The following is a 19018-nucleotide window of genomic DNA, read 5'->3' as shown; positions in this document are numbered from 1 at the left end:
CTTTACGCATCTCTGATGCCGGGCTGGGCGCCCGAGCCATCGTTCTGCCTACGGGGCTTCATTTCCGGGAGGCTCAGGATTCGATGCCGCAGGAGCGGGCCGTGGTCAGCGCCAGCAGGCGGATTCGACTGCCGACCAGACTTCCCGGCGCACCTGAGCCCAGCGTAGGTGCCGTGTCGTGCTGCGGCAGTCACTGCGCGCATCTGGCTGACCGGCAGCCAGGAGATGGTGAAGCAGAAAGCCCACCGGACATTTGGAGAAGCTGCCACCCACGCGCTAAGAACACGTCAACAGCACATCGAACATCGGGGCAGCAGCGCATGACGACCGAAGAGACCTCCACGGACTACCTGGCGGGGTACGCCCGGCTCCTGTCCGAGGTCTCCGACACCGGACGACGGCCCACCCGCCGGGAGATGGAGGACCGTCGCGTACTCGGTGAGCGGGCGGCCGACGCCGGACTCGCCCTGCGCACGCTGATCATCGAGCACCTCGCCGCCACTCGCGCGGCATGGCCCGCCACCGCCACCACGGCGGCCGACGCCGACCGGGTGCTGGCGGCGGTCGAGCAGGCCATCGACGCCTTCGCCGAGGGATACGAGCGAGGACAGCGGCTCGCCGTGCGGCAGGAGGAGGCCGCGCGCCGGGAATTCATCGACGACCTGCTCTACGGGCGCAGTGATCTGGGCCGGATAGCCGAGCGCGCCGAACGCTTCGGGCTGCGGCTCACGCACGCGCACGCCGTGGCGGTCGCGCAAGGCCCGGAAGCCTACGACGAGGCCGACCCCATGCCCCGGCACGTCGAGCGCGCGCTCATCGGCCGCTTCGGGGCCCGCAACATCCTCCTCACCACGAAGGACGGCCGCCTGGTCTGCATCGCGCCCGGCGACCAGGACGACGTCCTGACGTACTTTTCCAAGCAGGCACACGCGGCCACCGACGGCGGTCGCGTCGGAATCGGCCGCGCCCATCCTGGGCCCGGCGGCGTGGTGCGGTCCTACGAAGAGGCACTCAACGCCCTCGACCTCGCCGATCGCCTGGGGTTCGATGCGCCGGTCCTGTACGCCGCAGACCTCCTTGTCTATCCGGTGCTGGCTCGTGACCGGCAGGCGATGGCCGACCTGGTACTCAGCGCCCTGGGGCCATTGAAGGCGGCCCGTGGCGGAATCGAACCGCTGCTCGATACGCTGAGCGCCTACTTCGACGCCGGGTGCGTCGCGGCCGAAGCGGCCCGCCGGCTGAGCCTGAGCGTGCGCGCCCTGACGTACCGGCTGGACCGCATTCACCAGCTCACGGGCGCCGACCCCGCCGATCCCGTACACCGCTACAGCCTCCAGACCGCCGTGATCGGCGCCCGGCTACTGGGCTGGCCGGCCAACGACATCGGCCCCGCCTCGGCCCTTCGGTGAGGTTCCCGGCGCATCTGCAGCGACTCGACAGGTGAACACGCCAACGTCTCAGTAGCCGTGCTGTGTGCCGCGGAGGCGGCGGGTAGGGTGTAAAGAACGCGTCAAGGACGCGCGGTGTGCCGGGAAGTCTGGTCGGCGTCGAAGGGGTTCTATGCCCAGATGCTGATGTCCCGGAGGTCCAAGCGATGTGCGCCGCCCCGCGTGAGCGTTCTGTTCTCCTCGGCCGGCTGCCCTGGCCGGAGCGTACGCGGGTGGCGCAGGCGCTGCGGACCGAGACGGTCGGCGGACTGGTGCTGCTCGCGGCCGCGGCGCTCGCGCTGATCTGGGCGAACACCCCGTGGCGGCACAGTTACGAGACGCTCGGGGAGACCCATTTCGGGATCTCCGCGCTCGGGCTGAACCTCTCGCTGGAACACTGGACGGCCGACGGACTGCTGACCATCTTCTTCCTGGTTGCCGGCATAGAGCTCAAACGCGAGCTGGTGGTCGGGGAGTTGCGTACCCCCTCCCGGGCCGCGCTGCCGGTAATCGCCGCGCTCTGCGGCATGGTGGTGCCCGCAGCAATTTACGTCGCCACCGCTGCGGGAGGTGGTGGCAGCCTTAAGGGCTGGGCTGTACCGATGGCCACCGACATCGCCTTCGCGCTGGCGGTGCTGGCGGTGCTCAGTACTCATCTGCCAGCAGCCCTGCGCGCCTTCCTGCTGACGCTGGCCGTGGTGGACGACCTCGGCGCGATCCTGGTCATCGCGGTGTTCTTCACCGCGGACCTGAACCCGGCGGCACTCGCCGGCGCGCTGGGCGGCCTCATCGTCTTCTACGTGCTGCAGCGGCTGCGCGTACGGGGTTGGTGGTGGTACGTACCGCTCGGCGTGGCCATCTGGGCCTTGATGTACAACGGGGGAGTGCACGCCACCGTCGCAGGCGTCGCCATGGGGCTCATCCTGCGCATCCGGCGCGACAAGGACGAGGCGGCCTCACCGGGGGAACGGACCGAGCATCTGCTGCGACCGGTCTCGGCCGGATTCGCGGTGCCGGCCTTCGCCCTGTTCGCTGCCGGGGTGAGCATCACGTCCGCCGGGCTGGAGCTCTTCACTCGGCCCGAGCCGCTGGGGGTGGTGCTGGGGCTGGTGGTCGGCAAGACGGTGGGCATCTTCGCCGGGACGTATCTGGCCGCCAGATTCACCAGGGCGCGCCTGAACCCGGACCTGGCCTGGGCGGATGTCTTCGCCCTCGCCGTACTGGCGGGGATCGGATTCACCGTGTCCCTGCTGATCGGCGAGCTCGCTTTCCCCGATCCCGGCGACGTCGTGCACATCAAGGCCGCGGTACTGATCGGCTCGCTACTGGCGGCGGCGATCGCGGCCGTGCTGCTCAAACGCCGGGACCGGATCTACCGCAGGCTGTGGGAGGCGGAGAACCTCGACGCGGACGCCGACGGCATCCCTGACATCTACCAGGACGAGCAGAGTGGTCAGGGGAAGGGCGCTCGTGGCTGACATAGCCGGAACAGCACTCCCTGCGGCGCTGACCGTGCTGATCATCGCTGCTGCATTCGCCGTCAGGTCCGCGGTGGCGGAGCTCAAGCGGCCGGGAAGCGCCCGGCAGCACTGGGCTTTCGCCCGCAACGGCCGGGCTCTGGCTGCCGGCGCGACCGCGGCTCTCGTGGCTGCTGCCCTCGGCCGGCCATCTGTCGGGCCCGGCGCTGCAGCATGGGCCCTGCTCGTGGGAGCGCTCGTGGCGGTCATCGTGGACTCGTGCAGCCGCAGCAAATGATTCGCCTGACACGCATTGGCAGGGCGCCTGAAGCCCCGCCGGCGGCGAGCTGGAGACTTCGGTGACCGAGGCAACCGAGGTCCTGGAAGTGCCGCTGTTGTGACAAGCAGGGCCTCTAGGATGCGCCCGTGGCGTCGATCTACAAGAGTGCCGAGGGCCGGGAACGGATACGGAAGTGGTGCACCCAGCGAATCGACGCCTGGGGCGTCGGCCATGTCCGTTCGGACATCATGACGTCGGCCGGCCGGACCAGCGTTCTGACCGCGGGACCGGCTCCTGCGCGCGGCACGCCGAGCGTTGTCCTCATCCCGGGGACGAACATGAACGCGGCGGTGTGTTTGAGCATGGCCGCGGCGCTGTCCGCCGACAGGCACACGGTCGTACTCGACGTTCCCGGCCAGCCCGGCCTGAGCGAGGAACGCAGGCCACGACGTGATCGCATGGCCTGGTACGGAAACTGGCTGAGCGAGGTCCTGGAAGCTGCTGTGCCGGGGCCCGCAGTGGTCATTGGGCATTCGCTCGGCGGAGCAATCGCCTTGGCCAGTGATTCTCCGCGGATCGTCGGACGTGTCCTGGTCTCCAGCGCCGGCGTCACGCGCGTGAGGGTCAGCCGTTCCGTACTGGCCGCGACGGTTCCCTGGCTCGTGCGGCCGTCGGTGCCACGTGCCACCGGGCTGCTCCGCTGCATGATGGCGCCCGACAGACCGGTGGGTGAGGACTTGGCCGCATGGATGGCCCTGGTCGGGACGTCGTGCCGCAGCAGCTTGGCCCCGCCGCCGCTGCCCGCTGCTCTGCTGAAAGAGCGACGGGCGACGCCGTGCATGGTGATGACGGGGCGCCACGACGTCTTCCTTCCGCCGTCGGCCCTCGGGCCGGCCGCCGCCCAGCGGCTGGGAGTTGAACTGCGAGTCGTCGAGGAAGCGGGACACCTGCTTCTCGATGAGGCACCGCACACGGCGGCCGAGCTGATACGCGATTTCTGCGCGACCCGGTGAGGGGAACCACCCCCGGCCGGCCGGTGATCAGCTCAGGTCGGTGAACGCTTCCACGGCGCGGGTCTTGCCGGTGACGATGATGACGTCGCCCTTCTCGACGACCGTTTCCGCGGTGGCGTGCGTGAAGTCCTGCGACGGGCGCTTGATGCCGACAACCGTCACGCCGTACTTGCTGCGCACCAGGCTCCGGCCGAGGGGGAGGCCGGTAACGATCGCCGGAGCAACGGTCTTGACCAGGGCGTAGTCGTCGTCGAACTCGATGAAGTCGAGCATGCGGCCGGTCACCAGGTGGGCGACGCGCTCACCCATTTCGTGCTCGGGAAGGACGACGTGGTGGGCGCCGAGCCGCTCCAGGATCTGACCGTGCTGGCGGCTGACGGCCTTGGCCCAGATGTTCGGCACCTCCGCCTCAAGGAGGTTGGAGGTGACCAGGATGCTCGCCTCTATGTCCGTTCCGATGCCGACGACCGCGCTGGTGAATTCCTTGATACCGAGCTGGCGGAGCGCCTCCGGGTCGGTGCAGTCGGCGACCGCGGCGTGGGTGAGCGCGTCGCTGTACCTCTGGACGAGGCGCGGATCGGAGTCGACGCCCAGGACGTCCCAGCCGCGTCGCATCAGCTCGTGCCCGAGGGAGCTGCCGAAGCGGCCCAGGCCGATGACGACGACGCGCTGGTCGCCCGGCGCGGCATGCCGCTCTCCGGACCGGTTCCGACGCCGGGGCAGGAATCGCAGATGCTTATCCAATGACAGGTCGCTCCTCGGGTAGCTGGTAGCGGCGGGTCCTTTCGCGGAGGGCGAGTGCCGACACCAGGGTGATCGGACCGAGCCGGCCGACGAACATCAGCAACGTGAGAATCAGCCGGCCGGCGTCAGGGAGGTCGGCGGTGATGCCCGTGGACAGCCCCACGGTGCCGAAGGCAGAGACAACTTCGAAGAGCACTGCCTCGAACGGCTCCCTGGAGAGGGTCAGCAGCGCGAGTGTGGCGCTCATGACCAGGCCCACGCCGAGCAGCGCCACGGTCAGTGCCTGGCGCAGGACGTGCGGGCCGAGTGTGCGGCCCATGACGGCAGAGTGCGGCTCACCGCGCACCTCGGCGAGTATCGCGGCCGCCAGTACCGCGAAGGTGGTGACCTTGATGCCGCCGGCAGTGCCCGCGCTGCCACCGCCGATGAACATCAGCATGCAGGTGAGCAGCAGCGTGGAGGCGTGCAGCGCGCCGATGTCCAGGGCGTTGAAGCCCGCGGTGCGCGTCATCGCCGAGTGGAAGAAGCCATTGAGGATCTTCTGCGGCCAGTCGAAGGGGCCCAGCGTGCCGGGGTTGGACCATTCCAGCAGGCAGGTCAGGACGGTGCCGACCAGGAGCAGAACCGCGGTGGTGACCAGGGTGAGCTTGGTGTGCAAAGACCAGTACCGCCGCCCGGTCGTACGACGGCGGTTACGGTGGCGCAGCAACTCGAGCAGGACGGGAAAGCCGATGCCGCCCAGGATGACCGCCGCGGCGACGGGCAGTGTCACCCACGGGTCCTGCGCGTAGCGGGTGAGGCTGTCGGCGTGGAGTCCGAAGCCGGCATTGTTGAAGGCCGACACGGCGTGAAAGAGCCCCAGGTAGAGGGCGTCCCCGACCGAGTTGCCATAGGCGAACCGCAGGCGCAGCGCGAGAATCATCCCGACAGCCAGCTCCACGATCAGCGTGGAACCGGCCACCCCGAGCAGCACCCGCCGTACGTCCCCAATGCCCAGGCTCTTGGTCTCCGCCTGCGCGGTGAGCTGCATCCGCAGCCGCAGCTTTCCGGAGATCAGCAGAGCCAGCACCGAGGCCATCGTCATGATGCCGAAGCCGCCGACCTGGATCAGCGCCAGGATGACGCCCTGGCCGAAGCCGCTCCAGTACGTGCCGGTGTCGACCACGGCCAGACCCGTCACGCACACCGCCGAGGTCGCGGTGAACAGTGACGTGATGACATCCGTGCCCTGGCTGCCCTGGGCGGAGAGCGGCAGAGCCAGCAGCACGGCTCCGGCAAGTACCACTCCGGCGAACGCCATGACGACGGTACGCGCCGGATGGGCCGTGAACACCGAATGCCACACCCCCGCCATGCGTCCTGACATCTGCGCGCCCTCCCTTCGCCTCCGCCGAGTATCAGTACTCCGTCAAGATCTTCGCGAGTCGTCACCCTATCCGTGTGAGCGGAGACGGTCCGGGTCCGGCCCGGCCTTCGACCGGCGGAGACCGCGCGAACGGCGCAGTTGGACGAGGCGTGGGGCGCCTTCAAGGAGGGGCGGTGGCTGCCGGGTTCCGGCAGCGCTGGAGAGCGGAGTCAACGACGGGCTGGCGCTCCCCATAGTCCTGATCCTGATCGCGGCCGCGGCCGCGACCGGTGGTCACGCCGAGGCGTCACTGTCCACGATCGGCCTGGAGCTGCTGCTCGGCCTGGTCTTCGGCGTGCTGTTCCCCGTCATCGTCAACTGGCTGGTGCGCTTCCGCCTGCTGGGCGCGGAGCCGAAACTGCAGCCGCTGCTGCCACTGGCGATCGGCGTGATCCTGTACGCGACCTGCCACCTGACGCACGCCAACCCGTACCTCGCGGCGTTTTCCGCGGGCGCCGTGCTCACCGAGGTCTCGCCGGAAGCCAAGCGCGCATTCGAGCCGCTGGGGGAATCACTCGCTGAGCTGGCGCAGTTCGCGGCGCTGCTGGTCTTCGGAGCGTTGCTGACGCCGACGCTGTTCGGTGACCTGCCGGTGGGCGGCTACATCGCCGTGGTGCTGGCCATCGTACTGATCAGGCCCGCCTCGCTCCTGATCTCGCTGATCGGGACCCGATTCGAGCGCAGGGAGAAGCTGGTCGCGGCGTGGTTCGGTCCGAAGGGGTTCGCGGCCGGGCTGCTGGCCGTCGGGGGTGTCGGGGCGGACGTCGAGCCTGGCCCAGATCGACGTGCACGGGCTGACCGCGCGCTCTGGACGCCTCACTGCGGCCCCGGGCGACAGCCGGGGGGCTCAATCGCCGGACGCCTGCCCTCGGCGCGGCACCTGGGGCGATTTCGCGGCCTCGGCCTCCGCCTTGGCGTCGCTCACCGCAGCGGCGGCCTGCTTCACGGCCTCGTCAGCAGCCGTGGCAGCGTCGAGCGAATTCGTCGAGCCTGCCTCCAGCTCCGGAGTCCGGCCTTCGCCTGACGCCTCGTCAGCGTCGGCGGTGGCTGCTTCCTCGGGTTGCGCGGGTGGGGGAGGACCTGCCGTCGACTGATCACCGAACGCACTGGTGACGGTCCGAACTGCCTCGGTCAGCTCTCCCGGGATCACCCAGAACGTGTTGTTGTCGCTCTTCGCCAGGTGCGGGAGCGTCTCGAGGTACTTGTAGGCCAGGATCTTCGGGTCGGCATTGTTGCGATGGACGGCCTGGAAGACGCGCTCCACCGCCTTCGCTTCGCCGTCCGCCCGCAAGATCATGGCTTGTTGCGTGCCCTGTGCCTCCAGGATGTCCTGCTGCTTCGTGCCTTCTGCAGTGAGGATCTTGGCTTGCCGGTCCCCTTCGGCATGCAGGATGGCGGCGCGCTTGTCACGCTCGGCCCGCATCTGCTTTTCCATCGCTTCCTTGATGGTGTTCGGCGGATCGATGGCCTTGATCTCGACGCGGTTGACCCGGATACCCCACTTGCCGGTGGCATCGTCGAGGACGGCGCGGAGCCGGGCGTTGATCTCCTCACGCGAGGTGAGCGTCTCCTCCAGGTCCATGCTGCCGATGACGTTCCGCAGCGTGGTCACGGTGAGCTGATCGATCGCCTGCAGATAGTCAGCAACCTCGTAGGCCGCCGCCCGCGGGTCAGTGATCTGGTAGTAGAGGACCGTGTCGATATTCACCACGAGGTTGTCCTCAGTGATCACCGGCTTGGGGTCGGACGAATAGACCTGCTCGCGCACGTCGAGTTTGGTGTTGATGCGGTCCGCCACTGGCACGACAAGGTTCAGTCCGGGTTGCAGCGTCCGGCGATACCGGCCGAACCGCTCGATGTTGTAGCGGCGCGCCTGCGGGACGATCCGCACAGTGGAGGCCACAAGGAAGACGACAACAATGGCCGCCACCAGAACGGGGATGACAACTGGATCCACAGTGCCTCCATTGCTCTGTGTTCAGCCGTTCATGGAAGGAGTTCGCGGGGGTAGACGACGGCCGTGGCGCCTTCGATCTCCATGACATCCACCAGCGCTCCCACCGGGATCACCAGGCTCTCGTCGAGAGCGCGGGCGGACCACGCTTCGCCGGAGAGTTTGATCAGACCGTGGGTCGCGGTGACCTCCTGTACCACCTCGGCCCGCTTGCCGATCAGCGCATCACTGCCCTCGCGTGCGAGGGGCTGCTGTGCCATGTGCCGCAGCGCGACAGGACGGACGATGAGGAGGCCCGCTGCCGCTGCTGCCCCGAGGGCCACGAGCTGGCCGAGAATGCCGATGCCCACACCGGCGACCACGGCGGCAACCAACGCAGCACCCGCCAGCAGCCCGAAGACCAGTGTCAGGGTGAAGAACTCCGCGGCACCCAGCGCCGCGGCGGCGAGCAGCCATACGAACCACGGCATCGAATCGCCCTCCTTGAGGGGCCCTCTCCACCAAGCTACCTCCCTGGACGCCGGGCGGCACTGACACGACGGCTGCGGTTCTTGATCGTTAAGAGGTTTGCCCTGGTCGGTGGGGTGCCTGCGGGCAGCTGCCCCGGCCTGACCTGGCAGGGACCGCAACGGCATTTCCTTTTCGGCCGGACCAATCCTTTTGCGCGTCGGCTCCGAATCACCTCTGTCCGTACGAGAAGGTCCGGAGCTGTGTGTACGCGAGGATTCAGGAAAGGCCGATGGTCGATGAGGGAGTCGCATGAGGTCCGCTGACGCTGCTGCCGCCTCGCCGGCCGAGCCCCGGGGGCCCGACCTGGAGGCTCTGCTGACCCGGGTCGCCGGCGGGGACCAGGAGGCTTTCGGCGAGGTGTACGACCGGGTGAGCGGGCCGGTACTGGGCATGGTCCGCGGCATTCTGCGTGATCGGGCTCAGTCCGAGGAGGTCGCCCAGGAGGTGCTCATCGAGGTCTGGCGCTGCGCGGCCCGCTTCCGTGCCGACAAGGGCCGGGCGATGACGTGGGTGATGATGCTGGCCCACCGGCGTGCGGTGGACCGGGTCCGGGCGGTGCAGGCCGAGGCCGAACGCGAGCACAAGGCGGCGCTGCTCGATCACACCTCCGCCTACGACGAGGTGACCGAGCAGGTCGAAAGCCGCTGGGAGCGGCAACGGGTGCGCCGGTGCATGGGTGCCCTCACCAAGTTGCAGCGGGAGTCGGTGACTCTCGCGTATTACCGGGGGCTGACGTACCGGGAGATCGCCCAGCTCTTGTCGCTGCCGTTGGGAACCGTGAAGACACGGATGCGTGACGGGCTGATCCGGCTCCGTGACTGCCTGGGGGTGAGCGTATGACCAGCGCCGATCTGCACACCGCGACCGGAGCGTACGTACTGCACGCCCTTCCGCAGACGGAGCGGGCGGGATTCGAGCGGCATCTGGCCGCGTGCGAGGCGTGCGCGCAGGAGGTGCGGGAGTTCTCGGCGACCGCCGAACGGCTGGGGCTGGCCGTCGCCGAGTCCCCGCCCCCGGAGATGAAGGACCGGGTGCTGCATCTGATCGACTCGGTTCGGCAGGAGCCTCCGCAGGTCGCGGCGCGCGGTGGTACCCGGAGGTGGAACCGCTCGCTGCGGCACTTCGCACTGGCGGCGTGTGTGGCGGCTGCCGCGGTATTCGGCGGGGTCGCCGTGTGGCAGCACCAGGCGGCGGAGGACGCACGGAGCCGGGCGCGGCAGGCCGAGGCGCAGGCGGCCGAGCTCAATGCCGTGTTCACGGCGCCGGACGCCAAGGTCACCAAGGGCTCGCTCCAGGACGGGGCGACCGGCACTGTGGTGGTCTCCCGGGACCGGGACCGGGCGGCGTTCCTTGCGTCGGGCCTGCCCGGACTGCCCGAGGACAAGGTGTACCAGCTGTGGTTCGACGACGGCGGCACGATGCGGTCCGCCGGGGTGATGGGCGGGGCCGGCGGCACCGGAGCCCAGTCCGCGCTGCTGGAAGGGCGCGTGGGCAAGGCGTCGGGGATGGGTATCACGGTGGAACCCGCGGGCGGCTCCGAGCAGCCGACCTCCGCCCCGATCGGCTTGCTCAAGTTTTCCGTCTGAGAGGCTGTCCGGCCTGCCGCGGGACGGCAGAACTGGCAGGGACGCGGCGACCGTCACGCGCGGTCGCCGCGTCGCCGTGTCCGACAAGAGGGGGGAAGCGGAGGGTGGCGAACCAGTTGTCCGGTGATGCGGCGGCTCCGACCAGCTGGGAGTGGTGACCGCAGTCGCAGCTCTGCGGGCGAGGTCGCGGTGGGCGCATGACGCCTTCACCAGCACGACCGCATACGTTCCCGCGCCCATCCAGGTATCCGTCACTGCATCACCAACGGCCCGGCGGCGGTCACCCCGGTGGCCGTCGCCCAGGTGTCACAGGCGATCAGGAAGATCCCACCAGACGCAGCAGCCCCGCGATCCCGCTGCCCACCACCGCCGTTCGCCGCCGTCCGTCGGTCATGCCGCTCCCTCGAGCGATCGGCCGCTCCGTCTCCCGGATCGACCAATCCGCCCGCCCACCGGCTCCGAATGCATGGTGTGAGTACACGAGGAAGCGCAGTGACCCGGACCGCCGCCGCGGCGGTGAGCGGCCTGCTGGCCGGCTACTCTGCCCTGGCCGCGGCCGAACTGGTCTCCGTCGCCGTACGGCCCGAGGCGAGCCCGGTCACCGCGGTGGGCGGTGCGGTCATCGACCGTACGCCCGCGCCGTTGAAGGACTGGGCGATCCGCCAGTTCGGCAGCAATGACAAGCTCGTCCTCCAGCTCGGCATCCTGGCCGCGCTCGCGCTGTTCGCCCTGGCCCTGGGCATCCTCGCCCTCCGCATACGGCGTACCGCCTCCCTCGGCGTGCTCGTCTTCGGCGTCGTGGGAGCGCTCGCCGCGACCGGCAGGCCCGACTCGACGGAGGCGTGGGACGCGGTCCCGTCACTGGCCGGCGCGGTGGTCGGAGCGGGGGTGTTGTACTGGCTCATCGGCCGTCTCGCTGTTGGTACGGGGGAGCCGGGGGAGACGACGGCTACGCATACGGGTACGGGTACGGGGCCGGACGCGGCGACCGGCCCGGGCCCGGAATCGGGGCCGCCGACTGCTGACGGCCTGAGGCGCCCGGGAACCTTCAGGGGACCAGGACGCAGAGGGTTCCTCCTTGGCGCGGGCGCAGTAGCGGCCGCCTCCACAGGGGCCGGTGCCCTGGGATGTCAGCTGAACACGGGCACAGCCGCCCAGGCCGAAGCCTCCCGCGCCGCCGTCCGGCTGCCCCAACCTGCCTCACCCGCCCCGAAGTTGCCCCGCGGAGTGGACCAGCGGCTGCCCGGACTGACCCCCTTCACCACCACCAACCGCGACTTCTACCGCGTCGACACCGCACTGACCGTCCCGCGCCTGAACGCCGACCGATGGCGGCTGCGTATCCACGGCAAGGGCGTCACCACACCGCTGACGCTGGACTACCAGGACCTGCTCCGCCGGGACCTGATCGAACGCGACATCACCATGACGTGCGTGTCCAACGAGGTCGGCGGTCCGTACATCGGCTCCGCCCGTTGGCTGGGCGCGCCCCTGGCCGGGCTGTTGCGCGAAGCAGGCGTACGGCCGCCGTCCCAAGGCGGCCCGGCCGACCAGCTCGTCGCCCGCTCCGTGGACGGCATGACCATCGGGACGCCGGTGGAAACGGTCATGGACGGCCGCGACGCGATGCTCGCGGTCGGCATGAACGGCGAGCCGCTGCCGTTCATCCACGGTTTCCCGGTCCGCATGCTCGTCCCCGGCCTGTACGGCTACGTCTCGGCCTGCAAGTGGATCCAGGACATCGAACTGACCACGTTCGACGCGTACGACACCTATTGGGTCAAGCGGAGTTGGGCACGCAAGGCCCCGATCAAGACCCAGTCCCGCATCGACACCCCGAAGCCGTTCGCCTCGGTCAAGGCCGGCACCGTCACCGTGGCCGGCGTTGCCTGGACCCAGCACAAGGGCATCGACCGCGTGGACGTACGCGTCGACGGCGGCCGCTGGCAGGAAGCCCGGCTGGCCACCGAGGGGCCCGTCGACACCTGGCGCCAGTGGCTGTGGGAATGGCCGGCCCGTCCCGGCACCCACACCCTCGAAGTCCGCGCCACGGACCGCACCGGCTACACCCAGACCAGTAAACGGGCCCGCCCCATCCCCAACGGCGCCTCCGGCTGGCACTCGGTGGTGGTCACCGTGACCTGACCTCACGCCGTCCCTCGCCGACAACTAACCGCAATTCACCCTCAGTTGCGCACCACCACAGGACCACAGGAGAACCTCATGAACACCACCGCCATCCGCCGCGCCGCTCTGGCACTCACCGCCGCCGTCGCGCTGCCGCTCTCGCTGGCCGCCTGCTCCAGCGACGACGGCGGTAAGTCCAAGCCGTCCAACAGCAGCTCCTCGCGGGAGAAGTCCAAGGAAAGCAGCGGCGCGAGCGCCATGTCGGGCCCGTTCGGACCCGCCTGCTCCTCCGTTCCCAAGGACGGCAAGGGCAGCTTCGACGGCATGGCCGAGGACCCGGTCGCCACCGCCGCGTCGAACAACCCGGCCCTCTCCACGCTGGTCACCGCGGTGAAGAAGGCCGGCCTGGTCGACACCCTCAACAACGCCAAGAACATCACGGTCTTCGCGCCCACCAACGACGCATTCGACAAGATCCCCAAGGACCAGCTCAACAAGGTCCTCAATGACAAGGAGCAGCTCACCAAGATCCTGACCTACCACGTCGTCGGCCAGAAGCTCACGCCCAAGCAGCTGGAGAACGGCTCGTACCCCACCCTTGAGAAGAGCAAGCTCACCACGTCCGGGTCCGGCACGAACTACCAGGTCAACGACAGCGCCAAGGTGGTCTGCGGCAACGTGCCCACGGCCAACGCCACGGTCTACATCATCGACAGCGTCCTGATGCCGAAGATGTAACGCCCGCCCGTCCGCCGACGCGCCTCTGCCGGCCGACCGCCGTCGATTCGCCCCTTGTTCCGCGTCTTCGCGCAGCAGGGGGCGAGGTGTTGGCGGAGGGTGTCGAACGCGTATGTTGCTCCGCACCGGATCTCCGGTGCGGAGCAACATATGTGTGCGTTTTGCTGTCCCGTCCGTGCGGCGTGTCTGCGCCGCGATGGGTTCTTGGGTTGCTGGGGCTCTACAGCGCTCGCGGTGTCGGGGTCTCGGTCCGTTCGTCCTCGGGCCGCAGGTAGACGGCCTTGCCGTAGGAGTTGTCCAGCCAGATCCGGTTCTTCTCGGTGATCTCACGGAGGCTGGGGTGGACGAACCGCTGGGCGTCGTGGGTGCCGGGGTTGGCGGTCACCGACACCCATTCCAGGCACCAGCCTGCTGCGCTGCCGGCGGATTCGAAGCGGAGGTAGACGGGGAATGCGGCCACGTCCTCGGTGCTGAGCGGAGGTGTGCGGGGGTCGTTGTACTCGGCGTTCTCGACGTTGGCGTCCTCGCCGAAGAAGTACTCGTCGTCGCCGCCCTGGGTGAGGTCGGCGCCCTGGATGTCGAGCAGGAATTCCCGGCCGCCGATGCCGAGGTAGACCCAGGCGCCGGAAGCGGCCTGGGCGACGTTCGTGGTCATCACGTGGGCACGGATCTTGGTGATTGCAGCCATGCTGCAACGCTCCTTCCGCGACGGCCTGAGCAGGCCGTCGCTGCGATGTATCGGCTCTTCGCGGTTTCGTTGAGCGGGGAAAGAGGGGATTCTTGTGCCCCGGCAAGCCGCGTTTCGCCGACTCTTGAGGTGTGCATGCCCTCGTGAGCACGGTTACCGCAGGGCAGCCATGGAGATGGCCCGCCCTGGCGACATATTGGGAAGCCAGAGGGTGAAGGGAAACGCGCGTTCGAGACGCGTCGAGAGGCGAAGATCAATCTGTTCTTTGGCCTCGGGTCTCGTTCCCTGCGTGTCGCGGACCGGACGGGATGGTCAAGGCGGGCAGCGGCGAAGCTGACGGAGCCCCGCCCCGTTCACGTACAGGAGCCTGCTGTGAGCGCACTGTTCGAGCCGATCACCCTTCGGTTGCTGACCATTCCGAACCGCCTGGGGATGGCCGCGATGTGCCAGTACTCGGCGGCTCCGGACGGGGCCGAGCAGGGCGTGCCCAACGACTGGCACTTCCAGGCCTGTGGAACGACACCCAGATCGCGGCCTTCCGCCACATTACGGACTTCATCAAGTCACAGGGTGCGGCTATGGGTATTGAGATAGCTCACGCAAGCTGCACGAACTCTCAGGTCACCACTGGCGACACCTTCACGCTCTGCGCCTGAGCTCTCCTGGAGCACATCAGCTCACTCTCGCCATCATCAGCCGGCACCTGATGACACATCAGCCCGGGTGGGTTCGAACTTTTTGATACGCGGCCTTGGTCTGGGCGTATCGCTTGTTGGTCGGCGAGCGGGGCCCACGGCCCACGCCGGACAAGGTCGCCGTCCTGGCCCTCGGCCGTCCACGTCGGCTGCAGGGCTCGTCCTTGACCGCCGGGCGGCAGCCTAGCCCTTCGAGACCGGCTTCCAGTCGTGGACGAGGAGCCCGAGTAGCACCTCGTCCAGGAACTCGCCCATCACCCAGGCCGAGGAGCGCAGCACGCCCTCGCGGACGAAGCCGTTGCGCTCGGCGGAGCGGAGCATCACGGCGTTGTCCGACAGCGTCTCGATCTGCAGCCGCTGCAGGCCGCGGACGACGAAACCGTAGTGACACAGCACCGCGACCACGTCGGTGCCGTAGCCCTTTCCGCGGGAGGACGGCAGCAGCTCCAGCCCGATGTGCGCGGACCGGTTGTGGTTGTCGATGTCCCACAGCGTCGCGGTGCCGACCAGCGTGCCGCCGTCCAGCTCCACCACGGAGAATGGGACGTGCCGTTGTTCCTTGTCGTCCACTACGAACTGCGAGTCCTTCGAGCCGGGCGTGATCGGCCGCCACGGCCGGCTTTCGGACCGCGAGTAGTTGACCACGTCGTCGTGCAGCTCGGCTTGCAGGGCCGGAATGTCGTCCTCGCGCCGGGCCCTGAGCCCGACCTTGCTGCCCTTTAACATGCAAGCTTCCTATCCGATCGGACTGGCAGGCGGTAAATCAATAAGACCGTGTCCTAGCTGGTGAGGCGAATGGGCCGCTTGCTGCAGCAGGTGGCTGCAGCGAGACCGAGAAACGCCAGGTAGTTGCGGGGATTTCGCTCGTAGCGCGGGCTGAGTCTGTGGTACCTGCCACTGTCCCGCCTCACGGCAGCAAGCGACGCCGTTAGGAACATGGTTTCTGGTGTGGGCTCGCTCGCCCTCTTCGTCGCGCGATGGGGTCGGTATCACGTGCGTGGCCGTCATCGTGGATACAGGCGAACCTGTCCGGTGTAGTTCTGCGCGCACCTATGCATCAGGGCGGTAAGCAGTCCGACCGCTACAACTACTAACGCAGCTGCTCCAAGATGCCACCCTTTGCCATGCCGCTATTTTTCTTCCTCGTTCAGCAAGGCTTTCACGATGAAGCACAGTACCGCCAGCGGTAATGTCAGCGGGAGGATACACGTGAAGACATCCATCTTGACCCTTCCTCTCCTGTTTGTTCGACACCGTACGCAGCGGAGCTCCTGGGTTGCCCCGGGGGCCAGCTCCGGGGTTCCCCGGGGTTATCGACACATCGCTCGGGCCTGACTGAAGTCTGCTGCGCGTGAGGGCTATGAGGAGACCGTGGCCACGGGGCATGAATGAGGCTTCCCCTGAAGATTGGCCGCTGGCGCTGACTTCCGCGGTCGCTTGCCCAGAATGGAAGTGTGGCTGGAACGACGTCTGACTACTGACTACCGTGAGGGGAGTATCACTGGCCGCGCACTACGCGCGGCTCCTGGGGAGTGGTGCCACATGCCGGGCCAAGCGGGGCCGATGCTCTTTCTTGGGCGAGAGGGCGAAGTCTCCGCGATGAACATGAGCTTGCGGCGGGCTACGAACAGCGAGCCGCAACTCGTCGTTGTCGAAGGTCCTGCCGGCATCGGTAAGACCTGTCTGGTACGCCGCTTTCTCGCGGACATCCCCCCGGATGGCTGTCTCCTCCAGGCCAGTGGCGAGGAGAACGAGACTCATCTCCCCTACGCCGTCGTGACGCAACTGATTGCGCACATTACCGAGCGGCTCGACCCGTTACTGGAGGGCCTGGAACACTGTGCACGGCCCGGTGCGGCCGTGCCGGAGCCGATCGCCGTGGGGGCCGGCCTGCTCGATGCCATCGACAGGTTCCAGGAGCGCGCCCCCCTCGTCGTGGTCATCGACGATGCCCACTGGGCCGACACGTCCTCCTTGCACGCACTCACCTTCGTACTGCGGCGACTTCGCGTGGACCGGGTGATGACCGTGCTTGTGGCGAGGGACGCGGGCGACCCCAGGCTGCCGCCGGGACTGCGCCGGCTGCTCGCTGACGACAGCACCCTCAAGCTTCGGCTGGAGGGCTTCGGCGTCAAGGAACTCTGTCAGATCAACGCCGCACTGGGCGGCGAGCCGCTGCCGCGGTGGGCCGCCACCCGGATACGCGAGCACACGCAAGGAAACCCCCTGCACATCAAAGCCCTGCTGCGGCAGTTTCCTGCCTCAGCTTTCGTGGGAAGCGACGTCGTTCTGCCCGCGCCTCGCGCGTACGATCGCCTCATCATTGCCAGGCTCAATGGTTGCAGCCCGCGAACGCGCCGACTGGTGGAAGCCGCCTCAGTGCTCGGAATGGCAAGTCCGTTGCATCTGGCCGCGCGGATCGGTGCTGTGCCTGATCCCCTGGAGGCGCTGACGGAGGCCTTGGAGCGCGAGCTGCTCCGGGAGGAGGCGGCTACGGAACTGCCCAAGGCCGTCTTCCCGCACCCCTTCGCGCGGGCTGCCGTGTATCAAGGTTTGCCACCGGCCCTGCGCTCGCAGTTTCACGAGCGGGCCGCAAGCCTGTTGGTCGACGATCCGGCTGTGGCGCTGCACCACCGGGCTCGCGCCGCTGTGGCGCCTGACACGGATCTTGCTGACGAGCTCGGTCGGTTTGCTGTGCAGCAAGCAGAAGAGGGGGCTTGGTCCCCAGCGGCCGCCACGATGATGGCAGCCGCCCGGCTGTCCACGGATCAGGCCCATCGTGCGCAGCGGTTTCTCCAGGCGGTGGAACACCTGCTGCTGGCTGGCGACATCAGCCAGGCCGCCGAACTGGAGCAGTTCGTGCGCAACCTGCCGCGCAGCGCCGAACAGCATTACGTTCTGGGACATCTGGCCCTCAAATGCGGCCGTGTGGACGAGGCCCGACGCGAACTCATCGCCTGCTGGGAGAGCTGTGGTGCGGATGTGCCCACCGACACGATCCGCTATGCAACGGAGCAGCTGGCCTGGCTACACCTCATTGAAGGTGACACGCAGAGCGCCATCGCATGGTCGCGACGCGGGCTGGACATACCGCCGGGAAAGCGGTCGTCGTTCCTTCGCGATTCCCTGGCCATCGGGCTGGCTCTTGCGGGCCGCTTCAGCGAAGCCCTGCAGTCTTTGACACATCTTTCTGCCTCGGGGCCCCGGACTTGCCCGGCAGAGCTGGAGGGCCTGCCGGCCCGCGGCCTGATCCAGCTTTGGAACGGGGATCTGAGCGCAGCCTGCCGGGACCTGGAGGAGGCCTTTGTCTCACACCGGCGTCGTGGGTTGCCCTACACGGCCCTTGTGTCCCTCGGGTTCCTCGCCGATGCCGAGTATCGCGCGGGCCGCTGGGACGACGCCATCGCGCACGGCACCCAGGCCGTGTCCCTGGCGGAGGACGCGGACGAGGTTTCCATCCTCGCACCGGTTCACGCATTCACAGCCTGTTTGCTGGCGGGGCGGGGCGACTGCGAGGCTGCTGAAGGGCACGCCAAGGTCGCCACTGAGCAGGCTCGGGTGCGCTCGGCCATCAGCGACATCACCTTCGCAGCCATCGCAGTTGCCCACGTCCGGATCGCCCAGGGCGACCATGAGGGAGTGGTGACCGCGCTGCGCCCACTGCTCGCTCCAACGATCGTCCACCGCGACGTCCTCGACGAACCCGGCCCCTTGCCCTGGCAGACTCTGCTCTCCGAGGCATTGGTGCGCACAGGACGGCTCGACGACGCCGAAGCGGTGCTGAAGGACTACGAGGAGCGCGCGGCCGGCCGTGACCGCTGGCTCGATCAGGCGGCAGCTGCTCGCTGTCGCGGCATCCTGGAGGCGGCCCGCGGCCACACCGACCTCGCGGACCGAGCCTTCCAATCAGGCTTGAGCCACTGCGAGCGGGGCGAACCCTGCTGGGAACAGGCACTGCTGCGTTTGGCCTACGGCACCTTCCTGCGCCGCATCGGCAAGCGCGGCGCAGCGGTCCCGCAGCTCGAAGCCGCTCGGGAGGTATTCCACCGTCTTCAGGCCACGCCGTACTTGGATCGGTGTACGACGGAGCTGACGGCATGCGGGCGAGCCCCACGAGGCCCCGTCGACGACGCACAGCATCCCGCCCTGACGGCCATGGAACTCACAGTGGCGAGGCTCGCGGTCCGCGGACTGACCAACCGGCAGATCGCCCGGGAACTCGTTCTCAGCACCAAGACCATCGAGTACCACCTCGGCAATGCCTACGCCAAGCTCGGCATCAGCTCCCGTATGGGATTGGTGTCCCAGCTCCCACCAGAATCATGAGCCGGACGGTTCGGCCGGCGGAGGGGCACGCCAACGCGTGGTGACAGCTGCGGTACCCACCGAGGAGC

14 protein-coding genes and 3 pseudogenes are annotated in these 19018 nt (G+C 68.4%); 10 read left to right on the top strand and 7 right to left on the bottom strand.

Going from position 1 to position 19018, the window contains the following annotated elements; genetic code table 11:
- The first annotated feature begins 320 nt into the window (after positions 1-320).
- The 3 genes from AB0I82_RS13975 to AB0I82_RS13965 all read left to right on the top strand — a co-directional run bounded on the left by AB0I82_RS13975 (position 321) and on the right by AB0I82_RS13965 (position 4177).
- Positions 321-1409 (top strand): helix-turn-helix domain-containing protein, encoded by a 1089-nt coding sequence (locus tag AB0I82_RS13975; protein ID WP_363257453.1) that lies wholly within the window; start codon positions 321-323, stop codon positions 1407-1409.
- 185 nt (positions 1410-1594) lie between these two features.
- Entirely contained in the window at positions 1595-2905 is a 1311-nt protein-coding gene (gene nhaA / locus AB0I82_RS13970) for a Na+/H+ antiporter NhaA (RefSeq protein WP_363257452.1), read from the top strand.
- A 405-nt stretch (positions 2906-3310) separates the two neighbouring features.
- Positions 3311-4177: an alpha/beta hydrolase gene (locus AB0I82_RS13965; protein ID WP_363257451.1), complete on the top strand. Its 867-nt coding sequence runs from the start codon at positions 3311-3313 to the stop codon at positions 4175-4177.
- Between the two features lie 27 nt (positions 4178-4204).
- Here the strand turns inward: AB0I82_RS13965 and AB0I82_RS13960 are convergent, their stop codons facing one another.
- Positions 4205-4921 carry a TrkA family potassium uptake protein gene (locus tag AB0I82_RS13960; RefSeq protein WP_363257450.1) on the bottom strand — a complete coding sequence of 239 codons (717 nt, stop codon included), beginning with the start codon at positions 4919-4921 and terminating at the stop codon, positions 4205-4207.
- On the bottom strand, positions 4914-6287 hold the full coding sequence (locus tag AB0I82_RS13955) for a potassium transporter TrkG (RefSeq protein ID WP_363257449.1): 1374 nt from the start codon (positions 6285-6287) through the stop codon (positions 4914-4916). The genes AB0I82_RS13960 and AB0I82_RS13955 overlap by 8 nt, the downstream gene beginning before the upstream one ends.
- Here AB0I82_RS13955 and AB0I82_RS13950 point away from each other — a divergent pair.
- A pseudogene (locus tag AB0I82_RS13950) lies at positions 6274-7065 on the top strand (cation:proton antiporter); the annotation flags it as partial. The gene AB0I82_RS13955 and the pseudogene AB0I82_RS13950 sit on opposite strands and share 14 nt — an antisense overlap.
- Positions 7066-7173: 108 nt before the next feature.
- On the opposite strand, the gene AB0I82_RS13945 reads toward AB0I82_RS13950, so the two are convergent.
- Both AB0I82_RS13945 and AB0I82_RS13940 read right to left on the bottom strand, forming a co-directional pair.
- Positions 7174-8283, bottom strand: coding sequence for an SPFH domain-containing protein (locus tag AB0I82_RS13945; protein WP_363257448.1), 1110 nt, complete (start codon positions 8281-8283; stop codon positions 7174-7176).
- A 29-nt stretch (positions 8284-8312) separates the two neighbouring features.
- Complete coding sequence (locus AB0I82_RS13940) at positions 8313-8750, bottom strand: NfeD family protein (protein WP_363257447.1); 438 nt, start codon at positions 8748-8750, stop codon at positions 8313-8315.
- Between the two features lie 289 nt (positions 8751-9039).
- Between AB0I82_RS13940 and AB0I82_RS13935 the strand changes: the two genes are divergently transcribed.
- The 4 genes from AB0I82_RS13935 to AB0I82_RS13920 all read left to right on the top strand — a co-directional run bounded on the left by AB0I82_RS13935 (position 9040) and on the right by AB0I82_RS13920 (position 13241).
- Positions 9040-9630 (top strand): sigma-70 family RNA polymerase sigma factor, encoded by a 591-nt coding sequence (locus tag AB0I82_RS13935; protein WP_363257446.1) that lies wholly within the window; start codon positions 9040-9042, stop codon positions 9628-9630.
- A complete protein-coding gene (locus AB0I82_RS13930; protein WP_363257445.1) occupies positions 9627-10376 on the top strand; it encodes an anti-sigma factor in 750 nt (249 codons plus the stop codon). Before AB0I82_RS13935 ends, AB0I82_RS13930 begins: the two co-directional genes overlap by 4 nt.
- A 462-nt stretch (positions 10377-10838) precedes the next feature.
- Positions 10839-12521: a molybdopterin-dependent oxidoreductase gene (locus AB0I82_RS13925; protein ID WP_363257444.1), complete on the top strand. Its 1683-nt coding sequence runs from the start codon at positions 10839-10841 to the stop codon at positions 12519-12521.
- Between the two features lie 78 nt (positions 12522-12599).
- Complete coding sequence (locus tag AB0I82_RS13920) at positions 12600-13241, top strand: fasciclin domain-containing protein (protein WP_363257443.1); 642 nt, start codon at positions 12600-12602, stop codon at positions 13239-13241.
- 220 nt (positions 13242-13461) lie between these two features.
- Here the strand turns inward: AB0I82_RS13920 and AB0I82_RS13915 are convergent, their stop codons facing one another.
- The gene (locus tag AB0I82_RS13915; RefSeq protein WP_363257442.1) at positions 13462-13929 is read right to left on the bottom strand and encodes a hypothetical protein; all 468 of its coding nucleotides are present in this window, start codon (positions 13927-13929) and stop codon (positions 13462-13464) included.
- A gap of 372 nt (positions 13930-14301) precedes the next feature.
- Here AB0I82_RS13915 and AB0I82_RS13910 point away from each other — a divergent pair.
- Positions 14302-14531: pseudogene (locus AB0I82_RS13910) on the top strand (NADH:flavin oxidoreductase/NADH oxidase); the annotation flags it as partial.
- 276 nt (positions 14532-14807) lie between these two features.
- Here AB0I82_RS13910 and AB0I82_RS13905 read toward each other — a convergent pair.
- Positions 14808-15350 carry a GNAT family protein gene (locus tag AB0I82_RS13905; protein WP_363257441.1) on the bottom strand — a complete coding sequence of 181 codons (543 nt, stop codon included), beginning with the start codon at positions 15348-15350 and terminating at the stop codon, positions 14808-14810.
- A 53-nt stretch (positions 15351-15403) separates the two neighbouring features.
- Positions 15404-15523, bottom strand: a pseudogene (locus AB0I82_RS13900) (IS5/IS1182 family transposase); the annotation flags it as partial.
- A gap of 643 nt (positions 15524-16166) precedes the next feature.
- Between AB0I82_RS13900 and AB0I82_RS13895 the strand changes: the two are divergent.
- Positions 16167-18950 (top strand): AAA family ATPase, encoded by a 2784-nt coding sequence (locus AB0I82_RS13895; protein WP_363257440.1) that lies wholly within the window; start codon positions 16167-16169, stop codon positions 18948-18950.
- Positions 18951-19018: the final 68 nt, after the last annotated feature.

The sequence above is a fragment of the Streptomyces sp. NPDC050315 genome (assembly GCF_040655775.1).
Taxonomy (GTDB): Bacteria; Actinomycetota; Actinomycetes; order Streptomycetales; family Streptomycetaceae; genus Streptomyces.
The sequence above is the reverse complement of the archived record's forward strand: the minus strand, read 5'-3'. Positions and strand labels throughout refer to the sequence as shown.